The following is a 17,349-nucleotide window of genomic DNA, read 5'->3' as shown; positions in this document are numbered from 1 at the left end:
TAACTTTAGGAAAAATTTAAAGCTTAACTTGCAAGTGATCAAAAAATACCCATGCAGGAAGTTATCAACTCGTTACAGTCTTTTTTCTCTGACTCTGTTGATGCTTTCCTAGAGTGCGATCGACAGCAAAAGTACATATCGATTAATCCTGTAGCTGCTGCTTGGATGGGATTGGATCCGGCTGAAGCAGTCAACAAAACGAATCGGGAATTGTTGAAATTATATCCCAATAATACAGCTCTAAAAAATATAATCTCTCAGATTGATTCCTGCCTGCAACAAGTATTTATCACAGGGGAAAAAAAGCTGGCAATTCACGAGGTGACGGCGGCAGATGGCGGGATTAAAATTTACGAAACGGCTTACACGCCAGCGCTGGATGTCGCTAACAATCAGATGCGGGTGTTGGGTGTCGGTAGAGATATAACCAGGCACTACCGCTGGCAGCAGCAGAAAACTCAACAGTTGCGTCGCTCGAATCATTTACTGTGGTTGAATGCAGCTAACAGTCCCCTGGCAATGGTAGGCTGGGATGAGAATTTTCGGATCGTTCAGTGGTCGAAACGTGCTGAAGAAATATTTGGCTGGACTTCCGATGATATGCTGGGCAAGCATTTCGGCGATTTGGATTTGGTTTGCGAGGACGATCGAGAGGCTGTAAGTGCGATCGAACTCGAACTAGCCTCCGGTAACGGCAATACTTCAATCAATCAAAATAAAACCAAATGCGGACAAGTTATTTGGTGTCGTTGGTTCAACTCGATTATTCGCAGCGGCGACACTTTTACAGTGCTTTCTTTGGTGGAAGATATCACGGATCGCAAACGGCTGGAAGCAGAAAAAGCCCAAGCTTCTCGCCTCACAGCAATGGTAGCCGATGTCGGTATTGCCCTCACCAAACACCCTCAAGATATCCTGCTTCCCTGTTGCGAGGCAATGGTACGAAATCTCGATGTCGCCTCTGCTGAAATTTGGACTTTTAACTCTCAATACAATATTTGCGAGTTGCAAGCAACCTCTGGAATCTACAGCCGCACAGACGAGGTTGCTAGATTTATTCAAAATAAGGTTAACTCGATCGCCGAACAGCAAAAACCACTATTTGACTGCCGATTTGAACTGAATCATTTGGGGCTAGAGGAGCAAGAATGCGGGGAAGCCACGCCAGCACACAGTTCGCAATTAGCAATTATCGACAGCAGTCACAATCGGGGAAATTGCCAAATCCCCAAGCAAATTCTTACCTTCGCCGGCTATCCTTTAATTGTCGAAGAAAGGCTAGTGGGAGTCATGGTAATTGTCAGCCACCAGTCGCTGACAGTACCCTTTGAAGAAACTTTAGGATCCGTTGCCGATGTCATCGCTTTAGGCATCGAACGCAAGCGTGCAGAAGCTGAATTAAAATCAGCTAGAGGGTTCCTCAATTCCGTAGTAGAAAATCTGCCGTTGGGAGTTTTTGCTAAAGATGCTTCTTCGCTAAAATTCGTGCTGTGGAATAAGGCGGGGGAAACGATCGCAGGTGTGACATCTCAAGAGGCGATCGGCAAAAATGACTACGATATTTACCCGAAAGAGCAAGCTGACGTTTTTACCGCTCAAGACAGGGAAATATTGACCAGCCATCACAACCAATCTCTGGTTAAAGAAATAGCCGAAGAGCCGATCCAAACTCGCCACAAAGGTATGAGAATACTGCACACCCGCAAAGTGCCAATTCTCGACGCTCAGGGCGAGCCTCAGTACGTTTTGGGGATTACAGAAGATATCACCGAACGCAGGCAGGTAGACGAAAGCGTGCGCCTCTACGACCAAATTGTCGAGAATATGCAAATTGGTTTGTACGTCTACCATTTGGAAAATATAGACGATGATAGCACCTTGAGGGCGATCGCCTCGAATCCCGCTGCTACGCGGTTTACCGGGCTAGAAATGGCCGACGTTTTGGGCATGACAATCGACGAGATTTTTCCGCATTTGCGATCGAAAAACATTCCCCAAGCATTTGCTGAAGTAATTCGCAACCAAAAAGCTGTAGAAGTTGAAGATATTGACAGCGACGAATCGGGAAAAATAACTCGTGCTTTTTCTATTAAAGCTTTTCCGTTACCTAACAACTCCGTAGGCGTGGCATTTGAAAACATTACAGATCGCAAGTGCCTGGAAGTAGAACTGCAAGTAGCATTGGCACAAACCGAACGTTCGGAACAACTTCTGCGGACGGTAATCGACAAAACCAGTGACTGGATTTTTGCCAAGAATAAACAATTTCGCTACATTTTGGCCAACAACAGTTTAGCCGAAGCGATCGGTAAAACAGTCGAAGAAATAATTGGCAAATCAGATTTAGAATTAGGATTCTCAGAAGAGCTAGTATTTGGAAATTCCGCACAAAATATCCGAGGATTTCGCACAGACGACTCTGCTGTACTGGCAGGCGAAATCATCCACAATCCCTGCGATGCCGCAACAGTTGCTGATGGTTCAATACATATTTTAGATACCAAAAAAGTCCCTCTGCGCGATACTGAAGGTAATATATTTGCAGTGCTAGGTTTTACTAACGATATTACAAAACGCCATGAATCGGAAGCAGCTTTGCGTAGGAGTGAAGCCAGATTTAGGTCTTTGGTTGCTAATATTCCCGGGGTGGTTTATCGCTGGCAGTGCGATTTTTCAACAAGTTTTATTAGCGAGGCAATTTACTTAATAGCGGGCTACCCGGCTGGGGATTTTATTTCGCGTTTGGACAGCAAAGGCAGAACTTTTGCTAGCATTATTTACCCCGAAGATTTGGCAAAAGTAGAAGCAACTATTCGGCAAGGAATAGAAAATAAACAGTCTTATAATTTAGAATACCGCTTGCTAGCAGCAGACAGCACCGTTAAATGGGTGTGGGATAAAGGTTCTCCAGTGTTCGACGCCGATGGGAGCGTTTCCTGTTTGGATGGGGTAATTTTGGATATTAGCGATCGCTACTACGCCCAAGAAGCATTGCGCCAAAAAACTTCTGAGTTGGAATCTGTTTTTCTAGCATTGCCGGATCTGTATTTCCGCCTCAATGCTGACGGCATTATTTTGGATTATTTGTCAGGAAATTCAGGGGATTTGTACCTGAATTCCGACTCTTTTCTTGGCAAACAAGTGACCGATATATTGCCAACAACCGCCGCTAGCCAGCTAGAACAGGCTCTACTGGAAGTTGCCAAAAATAGAACTCCAGTTAGTCTAGAGTATTCCCTATCCATGCCGTCTGGGGAAGAAACCTATGAAGCGAGATTGCTACCTTTTAACTCGAATCAGGCAATAGTTATCGCCCGCAATATTACCAAGCGCAAACAAGCCGAATCAGAATTAAAAGATAAAAATCGCGAACTAGAGCAAACCTTGGAACAATTAGGCCGGACTCAAGCTCAATTAATTCAAGCAGAAAAAATGTCGAGTTTGGGACAGCTAGTAGCCGGAATTGCTCACGAAATCAATAATCCTGTTAGTTTTATTTACGGCAATATTATTCACGCTAACGAGTATGCAAAAAATTTGCTGCAACTGTGTAGTTTGTATCAAAAAAATTACCCGCAACCAGTGACGGAAATCGCGAATTTTGCTCAAGAAATAGAAGTAGAATTTATGCAAGAGGATTTCCCGAACCTGCTGAATTCAATTGAAAATGGAGCCGATCGCATTCGCGAAATTGTTCTGTCTTTGCGAAATTTTTCCCGGCTGGAAGAATCTGATATTAAGCGTGTTGATATTCACGAAGGAATTGACAGCGCGCTGTTAATTTTGCAACACAAAATCAAAGAAAATGGTAAAAATCGCCAGATTGAAATAGTCAAAGAATATGGAATACTGCCACCGATACAGTGCTATGTCGGACAGTTAAATCAAGTGTTTATGAATATACTAAGTAATGCAATTGATGCTTTGGCAAATGTTAGAAATAGAAAATTGGAATTCGCGAGTGCAACGGATGGGGAACGGCAAAACTTTCCTACTTTACCTTTGGCTTGTGACGCATTTCCTTTGATTCGGATTCGCACGGAGGTGTTGGATAACAATCGAGTGGCGATCGCAATTTCGGATAACGGGTCGGGAATGGCAGAGTCTGTTAAATCTCGGATATTTGACCCGTTTTTTACTACTAAACCCGTCGGTAAAGGTACTGGTTTGGGACTGTCCATCTCCTATCAGATTGTGGTGGAAAGACACAGGGGCAAGCTGGACTGTATTTCCGCGCCCGGTGGTGGCACTGAATTTGCGATCGAGATTCCTATTAAGCAAAGGTAATTGGTAATTGGTAATTGGTAATTGGTAATTGTAATTGGTAATTGGTAATTGGTAATTGGTAATTGGTAATTGGTAATTGGTAATTGGTAATTGGTAATTGGTAATTGGTAATTGGTAATTGGTAATTGGGGGTGCATCTGGCGCAAGGCGAATATATCCGTAGGGGCGAAGCATGACCGCAATCAATATGAGATGATAACTAATAACTTATATGCGGTCATGCTTCGCCCTCTTCCTCTTCCAAAACCAGATGCACCCGTGATTGGTGATTGGTGATTGGTGATTGGTGATTGGTTATTTAATATAGCGGAGGCAAAACAACAGATTTATTATAAAACATTTATTTGGCTGCGATAATTATACAAAAAAAACTGGTTTTCGATACCTCCCTAATAAGTCACTTTCAAACTTATTCATGCCAGATTTAATTGGTAATTATCCAAAAAAAATGATAACCTAATTAAAGATACTAAAAGTAAGGAATATCAACATGGTATACAAAAGCATACATACTTCTAGTGCCGTCACCAAACCAATTAAAGATGATGATGATTCCTACGTTGACTATTTTTATGACGATCCGGGAGCGCTACCGGGAACTCTCGATTTAGAACCCGATGCGCCACCTCCTGAGATTGTATTAATTGACTATTGCGAGACAGGAGCTACCCGAGTCCAATTGGCAAATCCTAGAGAAGCTGCTGCCTATTTAGATACAGAATCTGTTTCTTGGGTGGATATGTTGGGATTGGGAAACAAAGAAACCTGGAGACAAATGGGCGAAGTATTTAATTTGCACGTTATGGCTCAGGAAGATGTAGTTAATGTTCCTCAACGACCGAAAGTTGTAGACTATGAAGAACACCTTTTAATCATTGCTTGGATGGTGATGATTAAACCAAATTCAGATAATTTTCATAAAGAACAAGTAAGTTTTATTTTGGGCAAGCATTACCTACTAACTGTTCAAGAAGAACCGGATTATGATTGTTTTGACCCGGTGCGAGTTCGCATTCGCAAAGGACAAGGAACTATTCGCAAGCACAAAGCAGATTATCTGGCTTATACTCTCCTAGATTCGATTATAGATGGATTTTTCCCTGTATTAGAAGTTTACGGAGAGCGGATTGAAGAGTTAGAGGATGAAGTGGTGGTGCGCCCAACGCGAAAAACTCTTGAAAAAATTTATAAAATCCGGCGAGAATTGCTGACGCTGCGCCGCGCCATTTGGCCGCAGCGGGATGCAATTAATGTTTTGATTCGCGATAGCAGCGATTTGATTAGTCCTGAGGTGCGAATTTATCTGCGCGATTGTTACGATCACACGGTGCAGGTGATGGATATGGTGGAAACTTATCGGGAGTTGTCTTCGGGTTTGATGGACGTTTACTTGTCTTCAGTGGGGAATAAAATGAATGAAATCATGAAATTGCTGACGGTGATTTCGAGTATCTTTATTCCTCTTACTTTTGTGGCGGGAGTATACGGGATGAATTTCAATACAGAGAAATCACCGTTGAATATGCCGGAACTGAATTGGTATTTTGGCTATCCACTTTGTTGGGGGCTGATGCTAGCGATCGCCTCTACTTTAGTTTACTTCTTTTGGCGGCGCGGATGGTTTGAGAATTTTTCTACTCTTAAGGATGACTGAACCCAGGAATTCGATAGAATGCGATCGCCACCCAGGACATTTTTCGGGAGAGGGTGTTGATATGTTTGTTAGCTCTGATTTATTTTAATGGGAGATGCTTCGGTTCAGGTACAATAAATCTGGGGAAAAAGTAGGCGCAGGCGGTTGCGGATTAGCGAAAGCTAGTCTGAGGAAAGTCCGGGCTCCCGAAAAACCAAACTTGCTGGGTAACGCCCAGTGCGAGCGATCGTGAGGATAGTGCCACAGAAAGATACCGCCCCCCATTTAGAGATTGCAGATTGGAGATTGGAGATTGCATCAAAAATCGATCGTCAAAAATCGCAAAGTGTTAGGGGTAAGGGTGCAAAGGTGCGGTAAGAGCGCACCAGCAGCATCGAGAGGTGCTGGCTAGGTAAACCCCGGTTGGGAGCAAGGTCGGAGGGACTATGGTTGGTTTTTTACCGGTTCCGTTCTTTGGTACCGCTTGAGGCGTCTGGTAACAGGCGTCCCAGATAGATAACTGCCCTCGAAAACTGCTTGCAGTTGAGAGAACAGAACCCGGCTTATGTCCGACTTTTTCCCCTCCAATTTTTCGGTAAGGTTCGCCCATCAGCACCCGCACAAATATTTGGGTAACGGAACATTTGGTTTTGTAATGACAAGCTTTTTTCTTAAAATGAATTTGATATTCTTTTCAACAATTCATGCTACTTTATACAAGCTCTAAACCTGGATAGTCATCAGCAAAGGAAATTCGCAATTATAATAAAATCCTAAATGCCCAATCCCCAATCCCCAATCCCCAATCCTAAATCCCCAATCCTAGGGTGCATCTGGTTTTTCAAGAGGGCGAAGCATGACCGCATATAAATTATTAGTTATAATCTCATATTTACTGCGGTCATGCTTCGCCCCTACAAACATATTTGCAAAACCCAGATGCACCCCAATCCCCAATCCCCAATCCCCAATCCCCAATCCTAAATCCTAAATCTAAAATCTAAAATCTAAAATCTAAAATCTAAAATCGTATGATTTATCCAGGTCGCCAAAAGCAACTTGAAATATTAATTGAAAAATTGGGGCTACCGAAGGATGCTTCGATCAAATGGCATCTTGTAGATTTAGCTTTGACTCATGCTAGTGCGTCTGCTAAGGCAAATTACGAGCAATTAGAGTTTGTCGGCGATGCTGTGGTGCGGCTGGCGGCTTCGGAATTGTTGTTTGAAATTTATCCTGACTGTGCGGTGGGGGAATTTGCTGCTATTCGATCGATCTTGGTGAGCGATCGCATCCTTGCTAAAATCGCTGACAGTTACGGGTTCGATCGCTATTTAATCGTTTCCAGCAGCGCCGCCTCGGACAAAACAGGCGCAGTGCCCAGGCTGGCAGATTCTTTGGAAGCCTTGCTAGCCGCCCTTTATTTGAGTGCCCAGACGTTAGAATTAGTTCGCCCTTGGCTCGATCCTCACTTTCAGCGCCTAGCGGCGGAAATTCGCAGCGATCCCGCCCGCCAAAACTACAAAGCTGCCCTCCAGGAGTTGACTCAAGGCAAATATAAAACTTTGCCCAAATATAGCGTGCGAGAAACCGGGACAGTACAGGGCGGCGAGGATCGTTTTACCGCCGAGGTTCACATTCAGGGAGAGTTGGTAGCAGAGGGAAAAGGTCGATCGATCAAAGCGGCCGAACAAGCAGCGGCTCAGGCAGCTTTCAATAAATTAGTCAGTAGTGAGTTGACAGTTGACAGTTGACAGTTGACAGTTGTAATTGGGGATTGGGGATTGGTAATTGGTAATTGGTAATTGGTAATTGGTAATTGGTAATTGGTAATTGGTAATTGGTAATTGGTAATTGGTAATTGGGGATTGGGTGCAGCGGCTTGTGCAAGCAAATATGTTTGTAGGGGCGATCGCATGACCTCCGTCAATATGAGATTATAACTAATAAATTATATGCGGTCATGCTTCACCCTCTTCAAAAACCAGATGCACCCTTGGGGATTGGGGATTGGAATTGGCATTTTTTAGGATTCAAAGAGATCCAATTATTACCAATAATGCTATAATGGGTGTGCGATTCTTGAAATTATCATCAATGAAAATCGGAATAGCTGTATTGGGTGCCGGACGCTGGGGAGTTAACCTAATTCGCAACTTTCTCGAACATCCCAACAGCGAAGTTTTAGCGGTGGTAGACCCGAATCGAGATTCATTGGTGGCTGTCCAAAAACAGTTTCATCTGCATCCCTCGGTGATTCTAGCTACCGATTGGTCACAAATAGAAGCATTGCCGGGACTAGATGCTGTGGCGATCGCCACTCCAGCCTCCACACACTACACCCTCGCAACCGCCACGCTGCAACAAGGCTACCACGTCTTAGTAGAAAAACCCCTCGCCCTCAACCTCAGTGAAGCAATAGAACTCTGTAAATTAGCCCAAAAACAGCAGCGACAACTCTTCGTCGATCACACTTATCTGTTTCATCCCGCAGTCGATCGCGGCCAAACGATTATTCAGCAGCATCAACTCGGAACCTTGCGCTACGGTTACGCCCAGCGCACCCATTTTGAACCCGTGCGGCATGATGTTGATGCCCTTTGGGATTTGGCCGTTCACGATATCGCTATTTTCAATACTTGGCTGGAACAAACCCCTATTCAAGTCAGGGCGACTGGTACTGTATTTCCGAAGTCAGAAGTCAAAAGTCAGGGGGAAGAAGCAATAAATCAAGCAGAAGGATTAGCAGATTTAGTTTGGGTAACGCTGACTTATCCCGACGGATTTCAAGCATTCATTCACCTGTGCTGGCTAAATCCCGACAAACAGCGGCGCTTAACAGTTGTTGGCAGTTTGGGAACTTTGATTTTTGATGAAATGTCGCCGGAAACTCCTCTAATTTTGCAGCGTGGTGGTTCAAATCGGGGGGGCGATGAGGATAATTTTGGCGAAAGTGCGTTAGCGAAGCCCGCCCCTACGGGGGCTACGCCAACGAAGAGGATCGCGTCGCCACCCACAAATCTCAGGTACCGGGAAGTGTTAAATTTAGAACCAGCAGAGCCACTGCGGCGAGTGTGCGATCGTTTCCTCAACTGCGTGCAAACAAATACCCCTTGTCCTAGCTCTTCCGGTGCGGCTTCCGTCGAATTAATCCGCATTCTCAGCACTTTGAGCAAATCCCTCGAACTTGGCGGACAGCCCCTGATACCATTTTAGATTTTAGATTTTAGATTTTAGATTAAGAAAATTATATTATAGCGGTTCTCAGAAAGATGAGGTACGTTGTTGGGCTTCAGCCCTCTTAGTTTAGTGGTTATACAAGATGTCAGTCATACCTCATCTTTTTGAGAAAGGCTATATGTCCGTTGGAACGATCGCCCTAAAATTGGTTTGTAGTGAGGAATGCGAGTCCTCATAAAAATCCGAGGACTCCCATTCCTCACTACCAACATTTTTTGTAATTCACCAGACATAATATCAGTCATAACTTTTGAAATTTCCCTTTTCCTTTACCAAGTCCGGGCTGTGAAAATAAAAACTTGACTGCTGATTGACAGGCAAAGAAATCATCACCGCAGTACCTTGATCCACACCCGCGCTGTGCAGGGTAATGCTTCCGATCATAGATTCCATGATCCTTCGGGAGATAGCCAAGCCCAAACCGTTACCGCCAAACTTGCGAGTTGTAGAACCATCCGCCATCACAAAAGGTTGAAACAATTTCTGCTGCTGCTCGGGATCTATACCAACTCCGGTATCTTTAATTGTCACCACAACCCAATCGCTTTGGGTGTTGTTGGCGATCCTCTCCGAGGGCTGCGCTAACGCATTTTCCGGCACACTCCCGTTAAAACTACCAGAATTAGTCCTGGCTTCTAACCGCACAGATATACTAATGCTGCCCGACTCTGTAAACTTAACGGCATTGCTCAACACGTTTAAAAATACCTGTTTTAGCTTCTCCGGATCCGCATGAACAATAATCGGATCGTGAGCAGGTGGCAAGTTTAATTTTAAACCTTTTTCCTCAATTTGAGCCGCTTGCAAATCAATCGCGTCTTCAAGTACCTGAGTAATATCAACTACTTCTAACATCAGGGAGAAAGTGCCGGATTCTATTTTAGCAATGTCCAAAATATCATTAATAATATTGAGCAATTGCATTGAAGAGTCATGGGCGCGCTGCAAGAACTCCATCTCTTCATCTCGGTCATCGCAGTAGCCGTCACGCACAATTTGAATAAAACCAATAATTCCGTTGAGTGGCGTTCTCAATTCGTGAGAAATATTTCCCAAAAATTCATTTTTTAACTGATTGGCAACTTGCGCTTCCTTGGTTGCGATTTCCAATTCTCCTGCCCAGGTTCTGAGGCGCTGCACCATGCTGTTGAGAGCTTCTGATAGTTGATTAAATTCTCTAATTTGAAAATTTTCCGGCACTGCTAGGGGCGCTTCTGCTGTATCCACTGTCTGCGCGTAGTCTCTCAGTTTTTCCAAAGGACGCGCTAAGTCGCGAGACAGATATAAAGTCGCGATGATACTAGCAGCAACCAAACCCACAATTAAATTAAATAAAACTTGCTGAATTTCTTCCAAACCTGACAGAGCATAATCTAAACGAGAGACAGCTAAAATAATCCACTTGCTGTTCTCCTTTCTAGTTGAAGGACTCGGGATAGCAGCGTATCCTGCTAGCAACTCTACGCCATTTCTTTCAAAGGAAAATAGGTGGAGAAAAGCCTGTCCGCCAGCCATCGCCCTTCTGAGAATACTTTTTAGTCGATCGGCATCTGCCTCAGCATCGATATTGCGGCCCACGCGGTTGATATTCGGATGCGCCAAAATCGTCCCATCTTGGTCGATCGCCACCGTATAGCCAGCTAGAGAACCCTTCGGAGCACTGGTTTGCACCGGCAGGGCCGACTGCAAACTCAAAGCATAACTCAACTGCCGGGTGTTGCCCCGACGAGTGTAAACTGGAGCGCTCAGCACCAAACTAACTTGGCTGTCGCGAGCTTCTTTACTCGCATCTGGAAAATCCTCACCACCCGAAGCCACCTTCTTGCTGCTGGCTTTTCCCTGTCGCTGGAGAGGCCACGACAGACTGATGTAAACGCTCTTGTCATCCAGCAGAGTTTGCTGCTGCTGCACAGGCGGCCAAAACTTGGCAGGTAGCGACTGAATCGGCTGCTGCCCGCAAGTGCTAGCTATCACTTGATTTGTCTGTACATTAGTCAATTGCAAGCAATCAACCTGGGCTGGCAACCGCTGCCCTAATTGCGCGATAAACTTTTGATAATCCTTCGGCTCTACAGACTGCAACATTGAGTTTTCCGAAGCGCCGATCAGATTGGACTTCAGCGATTTCGACCACTGTTCAATAGTTTCTGCTTTTCTGACTGCACTTTCTGTCAAGTTTAGACGAGCAGTTTCCAGAAGCGTCGAGCGTGCCTTGCGATAGGTAACATACTCCCCCACCAGTAGAACAGGTACGCTGAGCAACAAAATCCGCGACAGTAAAATACGGCGAAAGGAGGATTGACCTAACTTAACCATAGGACATATCAAAATTAAGGTGCAACACCAACAGCGACCATAGTGCAATCAACCAGACGGAAAGCGCGAATCGGTCTAGGGTGCCCTGCTGACCAGACAACACAGCTTCAAAACAACATTTAAACACAATTATAGAAGCCACTGTAGTAATCTCGATTCTAAGTGTGCAACACAAAACTTACTCAAATCAAGCATTTGGCTTAAATTGACGTTTGCTTCCTGCTTCAACCAAGGATGACGGCATCTTGTTGTTCGCAGGCCTTAATTGGGCGCTTGCCTCAGGTACAATGCTCTGGCGGGCATTTTCCAGAATTATTGCTGCATTTAGATTGCAATTGAGGGAAACACCACATCGATCGCAGCTATATACAGGTTCCTTGAGAGGCATTTGCTGAATATTGCCACAGCAAGAACAGGTTTTAGACGAAGGAGACCACCTGTCAACCAGTTCTACCTTGGTTCCCCAAAATGCCACTTTGTAGGTCAAAATTCTGCGGAATTCATCAATACCTAAGCTCTCCAGGTCGATCGCTAATTTTTGATTAGCGATCGTGCCAGAGATATTGAGGTCTTCAATCCGAATCTGGTAGTATTTTCGGCTGATAATATCAGTTGTTATTTTTTTTTGCCCCAAAATTCGTCTGAGGTTAGCAATATCTGCGGGTTTTATTGGTAATTTTTGGTAGTATTTCCAGCCATTGTTAGATGCTCTAATTGTTTGAGTACGGTTCCCTGATTTCTGGTTGCGGTTGTACCACCGATTCTTGATCGACTTGATTTTTGATATTTTCAGGATTTGTGGTGCGATCGTGAATAAGCCATCTGACAACGTGGCAAAGCATTTGACACCTAAGTCAACACCAACAGTCTGAACTTGATGCACTCTGTGTAAATTTTTGTCATCAACAGGCAGATTCCAGGAGACCAACCCTTTGTCTGCTGCCCTAGAGATAGTGAATGTTTTGCTATAACTCACAAATGCTATTGGTTGCTTGAGTCTGAATTTTTCCAAACCAGGGATTGTGCTTTGCTTCCTCTTGAGTCGGACTTGGCGATTAGTAAATGGCATCATTGCTTCACCCTTTGCAGGATATACTCCTGATTTGTTTTTGCTGGTGAAACTATCACCTTTCTTTTTAAATTTGAATCGAGTCAAGCCTGATTTACCTAGTCGCCACCCTTGGATAGCTTTACCTAAATTATTCAGTGCTGATGGATAGATAGCTAATGGATAGCCTTTTATCCAAGCATACTCAGGCTTGATTTTTACCTGATTGGTAAAGACTTTCTGAATATCAGCTAATTGTTGAGAATCACTGGCTTTGATTTCTTCAAATTGCCATGACTGGGTTAGTATGGATAATCGCAAGTTATAAACAAGCCTCGCCAAACTTGCACAGCCATCTAGCAAAGAGCGTTCTTTATTATTCAGTTTTAGCTCTTGTTTCAGACTGTACATTGTTTTACCCTATTTGCAGGTATATCTGCAAATATATCAACAGCTAATAGAAAATGTCAATGACTTTCAAAAGGCACAATAGATTAGGTTTCCTCCCACACAATGAAGAACCATTTGATAAAATTCCACTACAAGCCAATGTAAAAGTAGGTGTGAGATCGAAAATAAAGGCGAGAGGGGATTGGCACAACCGTCTGAGACAAAAATTGGATGAATGGCTGCAATAATGGGAGCGAGATACGGAGATTTGAGGGATTTAGGCAGAAATTTTGCACGTCTGGTGACCAGTCTTTACTTAAAGATGCTCAGCAATTTGTTGGGCAAATGGCTGTGATTTGAATCACACTTCCATTTTCAATTCTCGGCTCGATTTGCAGCCGATCGCCCAGGGGTAAAATCTTTCAGGCTGACAGACGGCAGTGGGTTGAAGGTAGAATGGCATAGATGCACGGTTGCGACCGAAGGTAAGAGGCAAAAACTTGTGTCTCGGGCTAGCGATCGAGAGAGACTTCTGGCTCGATCGCACTTTGGGTCGCGAATGCCTTCGAGGGATACCCCATCAAATGGGCGATGCGAGATTTTGCACCCTGGGAAAGATTTTTTGTGACATAGGATTGATGCGGTAACAATAATTTACCTGTCAAACAATGAGACGATCGAGTCGCCGATCGACTCTCACAACCGTAATTCTGACGAACATTAGCCCAAACAGTGCATCCACGCCACGTCAATTTGCGACCTCGACAATAGTCTCATAGAGCGATGAAAAAAAACTCCACCAATTATACGTATTATTACACAAACAACCGTCCCAGATATCATCACGCTTATTTGGTATCTCCCCTTCTAGAAATGCTGGCGACACTTCAGGATGCCAGCCCGACAAAACTCCGAGTTTTGGATCTCGGCTGTGGCAATGGCAGCCTCAGTCACGTCATCGCAGAGTACGGCTGCGAAGTTGTCGGCGTTGACACTTCTGCACCCGGAATTGCCATCTCCCGTCAAAGTTTCCCAGAGTGTCAGTTTATCCAAGCAGATATTTATGAACTCCCCGATACCGATATGCTGAACTCATTTGATGTTGTCTTAGCCATTGAAGTAATCGAACACTTACTTTATCCGAAAGAACTGGCTAAAAATGCCAAATTATGTCTAAAGCCGGGAGGGATGCTAATTATTTCCACACCCTATCACGGCTATTTTAAAAACCTGATATTAGCTATTTCCGGCAAGTTAGAAAAACATTTTACCGTGCTTTGGGACAACGGACACATTAAATTCTTTTCAGTAAAGACCCTGACTAAATTATTGACTACAGAAGGATATACCGACATTAATTTTAAATTTGCTGGTCGGTGTCCCTATCTTTGGAAATCAATGCTATGTTCTAGTAAATTCAAAGAAAAACCTGAAAATCTATAAACTTTTATTGTTTTTAGTGGCGCTCAGTCAGCCGAATTAATTTCCTTAATTGACAATCAGCCATCAGTCCAAGTAAAAGATAAATTTCAGATTCAAAAATAAAATGACTGTTGGCGTTTGGCGCTCGAAAGGCTATGGCGGTTCTCGAAAAAGTAAAGTATGCCCACGGAAGCCACTCCAGGCCTATGCCTTATGTACCTCATCTTTTTGAGAAAGGCTATATTGTCGGGTCGGGGGTGCAAGTTCGATCGGGCTCGATCGGGCGAAAATGCCTGAAAAGACCAATGACCCATGACCCATGACCCATGACCCATGACCCATTAATCGCCTTTGCAATTCTTATTTTTTCCCTGACTTTTCCCTCAACATTCCACAGCGTTTCCACAGGCAAGTCTGAGGTTTTCCACAGATTTCAAAAAGTTTTCCACAGAAATTAACGGTACGGTCGGATCTTGCTGCGGAATTGGGGATTTCGTTAACCTCTTGCCAAATCCCTGATATAAACCTCTCATATGTAAACTTATGTAACAAAAAAGCCTCAAAAGGCTTATTTTTGCGTAAATCTTTTTTTTACATAAAGGAGTTTGTAATATTTTGCAACATTGACAAACCCACCTATTGATACGCACAATGATGCGACCGACCTAAAAAAAGCGCTCTGATTTCGGCTGTGCCTGTACCTGTATCCGGCCGAAAAGGGGGTTCTATTTTCAATTTATTAGCGAGACTAAAAAATGATGAACCCAACAGTCAGTATTTTTGCCGAAATTCCCGAAACGCTGCACGATTCTCTCAAAATTTACCTGGAAACTCATCCCGAATGGGATCTCGATCGAGTATTCTCCGCCTCCCTGTCGCTGTTTTTGTTGCAGAATGCCGATAGCGGTACGCCGGAAGCTTCCCGCAGCTACCGCCAAGCTGCCAGGGTTTATCTGGAAACTCTGTTTCAATCGCCTCAAGACTTGCACAGCAATAATGTAAGTCCTTTTTAGTTAAAGAGAGGGAGAGGGGGAGAGGGGGAGAGGGGAAGATTAATCGACAATTTTTGAGAAAAATGCTTTAGAAATACGGGAGAATTTACCGATTTTCAATTCCCGATTCCCAATTCCCAATTCCCGATTCCCAATTCCCAATTCCCGATTCCCGATTCCCAATTCCCGATTCCCGATTCCCGATTCCCGATTCCCGATTCCCAATTCCCAATTCCCGATTCCCAATTCCCAATTCGTTAATCTGCAAGCGGTTTTGCGGTATGCCCAGCAAAGAGCGAAAGCCGTGCAAACCCATGTAACATAAAGATTGCGATATTTTTATATATGTAACATGGAAGTTTTAGATACCTTGATTGTGGGTGCGGGGATTAGCGGTTTGAGTTTGGCGCACGCACTTCAAAAAGAAGCAACGAGTGCATCGCCACGGGCGATTTTGGTGGCTGAGAGTCAGGGACGTGTGGGCGGGAATATCACGACTGCGACAGGGGAGGGGTTTCTCTGGGAGGAGGGCCCGAATAGTTTTTCGCCGACGCCGGAGTTGCTGAAGTTGGCTGTGGATGTCGGCTTGAAGCAGGAGTTGATTTTTGCCGATCGCAAATTGCCTCGTTTTGTTTATTGGGAAAAGAAGCTGCAACCGGTGCCGATGACTCCTGGGGCGATGATTCAGTCTCAGTTGCTGAGTTTTCCGGGGAAACTGCGGGCGCTGTTCGGGGCTTTGGGGTTTGTGGGGCCGGCAATGGGTTCTCAACTTTCGCAGCAGGGTGATGAGGAAACTGTTTCTCAATTTTTCCGCCGTCATCTGGGAAAGGAAGTGATGCAGCGCTTGGTGGAACCTTTTGTGTCTGGGGTTTATGCGGGGGATCCCCAACAACTTAGCGCGGCGGCTGCTTTTGGCCGGGTAACAAAGATGGCTGATGCGGGTGGCGGGCTGGTGGCGGGGGCGCTGCTTTCTGCTAGGAAAAGACCCCCCCAACCCCCCCTTACCAAGGGGGGGCTAAAGACTGTTGCAGACCCGAATATTCCGAAGACTAAGCCGGGGGAGTTGGGCTCGTTTAAAGGGGGGTTGCAGGCTCTGCCAGAGGCGATCGCTGCGAACTTGGGCGATCGACTGAAACTCAACTGGCACCTGACTCGACTCGATCGCACGGAACGCGACACTTACATAGCTGTATTTTCTACGCCCGACGGACAGCAGGAAGTTGAGGCCCGAACCGTAGTTTTGACAACACCGGCCTATGTTACAGCCGAGTTGTTGGAGCCTCTGCAACCGTCCGTTAGCAGCGCTTTACAAGCTTTTACTTATCCTACGGTTGCCTCCGTTGTATTGGCATATCCGATGTCGGATCTCAAGGGTAAATTAGTGGGATTTGGAAATTTAATTCCGAGGGGGCAGGGAATTCGCACTCTGGGGACGATTTGGACATCGAGTTTATTTGCCGATCGCGCGCCTGCGGGCTGGCAAACTCTCACCAGTTATATCGGCGGGGCTACTGATTCGGGAATTGGCAATCTTGACGCCGAACAAATTGTTGGGGAGGTGCACCGAGATTTGTCTCAGATTTTGCTGAAGCCGGAGGCGGCGCAGCCGAAAGTGTTGACTGTGAAAATTTGGAAGCGGGCGATTCCTCAGTACAATTTGGGTCATTTCGATCGCCTGCAACAGATCGATCGGGGCTTAAAATCTTTGCCGGGGCTGTATTTGTGCACCAACTACTTTGGCGGTGTGGCTTTGGGAGATTGCGTGCGGAGAGGTTTTGAGCGGGCTCAAGAAGTGGACGAGTATTTGAACGGATAGTATCGATAGTTTTGAGTTGCTCCGGGTGAGCCACAAGCACTCGATCTAGCGCGTGGGAAGGGTTGGCTTACAAATATCTGGATGTCAATCGAAGATATTGGTTAACCAACCGCTCGTAAAAACCTGGACAAAGCTACCCAAAAGTAGTCAATGTTAGACATCTACGTTAGTAATTTTAGTCCACAGTCCTAAAACTACAGGAATA

The 17,349-nt window shown here is 44.9% G+C and carries 13 protein-coding genes and 1 other RNA gene; 8 read left to right on the top strand and 6 right to left on the bottom strand.

Annotation, left to right across the window (positions count from 1 at the left end):
• Positions 1-51: 51 nt before the first annotated feature.
• The 4 genes from JGK16_RS15235 (at position 52) to rnc (ending at position 7,674) form a co-directional block, all read left to right on the top strand.
• On the top strand, positions 52-4,287 hold the full coding sequence (locus tag JGK16_RS15235; RefSeq protein ID WP_293177921.1) for a PAS domain-containing protein: 4,236 nt from the start codon (positions 52-54) through the stop codon (positions 4,285-4,287).
• A gap of 490 nt (positions 4,288-4,777) precedes the next feature.
• Entirely contained in the window at positions 4,778-5,941 is a 1,164-nt protein-coding gene (gene corA / locus JGK16_RS15230; RefSeq protein WP_293177927.1) for a magnesium/cobalt transporter CorA, read from the top strand.
• Positions 5,942-6,067: 126 nt separating this feature from the next.
• An RNA gene (gene rnpB, locus JGK16_RS15225) (RNase P RNA component class A) lies at positions 6,068-6,502 on the top strand.
• A 449-nt stretch (positions 6,503-6,951) separates the two neighbouring features.
• The gene (rnc, locus tag JGK16_RS15220) at positions 6,952-7,674 is read left to right on the top strand and encodes a ribonuclease III (protein ID WP_293177931.1); all 723 of its coding nucleotides are present in this window, start codon (positions 6,952-6,954) and stop codon (positions 7,672-7,674) included.
• Here the strand turns inward: rnc and JGK16_RS15215 are convergent.
• A complete protein-coding gene (locus JGK16_RS15215; RefSeq protein WP_293191225.1) occupies positions 7,623-7,838 on the bottom strand; it encodes a hypothetical protein in 216 nt (71 codons plus the stop codon). The two genes, rnc and JGK16_RS15215, sit on opposite strands and share 52 nt — an antisense overlap.
• Positions 7,839-8,017: 179 nt before the next feature.
• Between JGK16_RS15215 and JGK16_RS15210 the strand changes: the two genes are divergently transcribed.
• Positions 8,018-9,136, top strand: a complete 1,119-nt coding sequence (locus tag JGK16_RS15210; protein WP_293191227.1) for a Gfo/Idh/MocA family oxidoreductase — start codon at positions 8,018-8,020, stop codon at positions 9,134-9,136.
• A 113-nt stretch (positions 9,137-9,249) separates the two neighbouring features.
• Here JGK16_RS15210 and JGK16_RS15205 read toward each other — a convergent pair whose 3' ends face one another.
• The 4 genes from JGK16_RS15205 to JGK16_RS15190 form a co-directional block, all read right to left on the bottom strand.
• Positions 9,250-9,405, bottom strand: coding sequence for a hypothetical protein (locus tag JGK16_RS15205; protein ID WP_293191230.1), 156 nt, complete (start codon positions 9,403-9,405; stop codon positions 9,250-9,252).
• Positions 9,398-11,476, bottom strand: coding sequence for an ATP-binding protein (locus JGK16_RS15200; protein WP_293177940.1), 2,079 nt, complete (start codon positions 11,474-11,476; stop codon positions 9,398-9,400). The genes JGK16_RS15205 and JGK16_RS15200 overlap by 8 nt, the downstream gene beginning before the upstream one ends.
• A 187-nt stretch (positions 11,477-11,663) precedes the next feature.
• Positions 11,664-12,935: a transposase gene (locus tag JGK16_RS15195; protein ID WP_293177943.1), complete on the bottom strand. Its 1,272-nt coding sequence runs from the start codon at positions 12,933-12,935 to the stop codon at positions 11,664-11,666.
• 491 nt (positions 12,936-13,426) lie between these two features.
• Positions 13,427-13,666: a hypothetical protein gene (locus JGK16_RS15190; RefSeq protein ID WP_293177946.1), complete on the bottom strand. Its 240-nt coding sequence runs from the start codon at positions 13,664-13,666 to the stop codon at positions 13,427-13,429.
• A 31-nt stretch (positions 13,667-13,697) separates the two neighbouring features.
• Between JGK16_RS15190 and JGK16_RS15185 the strand changes: the two genes are divergently transcribed.
• Both JGK16_RS15185 and JGK16_RS15180 read left to right on the top strand, forming a co-directional pair.
• A complete protein-coding gene (locus tag JGK16_RS15185) occupies positions 13,698-14,357 on the top strand; it encodes a class I SAM-dependent methyltransferase (RefSeq protein WP_293177949.1) in 660 nt (219 codons plus the stop codon).
• A 737-nt stretch (positions 14,358-15,094) separates the two neighbouring features.
• A complete protein-coding gene (locus tag JGK16_RS15180; protein ID WP_293152247.1) occupies positions 15,095-15,349 on the top strand; it encodes a DUF2811 domain-containing protein in 255 nt (84 codons plus the stop codon).
• An 85-nt stretch (positions 15,350-15,434) separates the two neighbouring features.
• On the opposite strand, the gene JGK16_RS15175 is transcribed toward JGK16_RS15180, so the two are convergent.
• Complete coding sequence (locus JGK16_RS15175) at positions 15,435-15,644, bottom strand: hypothetical protein (RefSeq protein WP_293191233.1); 210 nt, start codon at positions 15,642-15,644, stop codon at positions 15,435-15,437.
• A 36-nt stretch (positions 15,645-15,680) separates the two neighbouring features.
• Between JGK16_RS15175 and hemG the strand changes: the two genes are divergently transcribed.
• Positions 15,681-17,144, top strand: coding sequence for a protoporphyrinogen oxidase (gene hemG / locus JGK16_RS15170; RefSeq protein WP_293191236.1), 1,464 nt, complete (start codon positions 15,681-15,683; stop codon positions 17,142-17,144).
• Positions 17,145-17,349 lie beyond the last annotated feature (205 nt).

It is taken from the genome of Microcoleus sp. PH2017_09_SFU_O_A, assembly GCF_020738625.1.
In the GTDB taxonomy this organism is placed as follows: Bacteria; Cyanobacteriota; Cyanobacteriia; order Cyanobacteriales; family Microcoleaceae; genus Microcoleus.
Note: the sequence above shows the minus strand (reverse complement) of the source record. Positions and strands in the feature narration are given on the sequence as shown.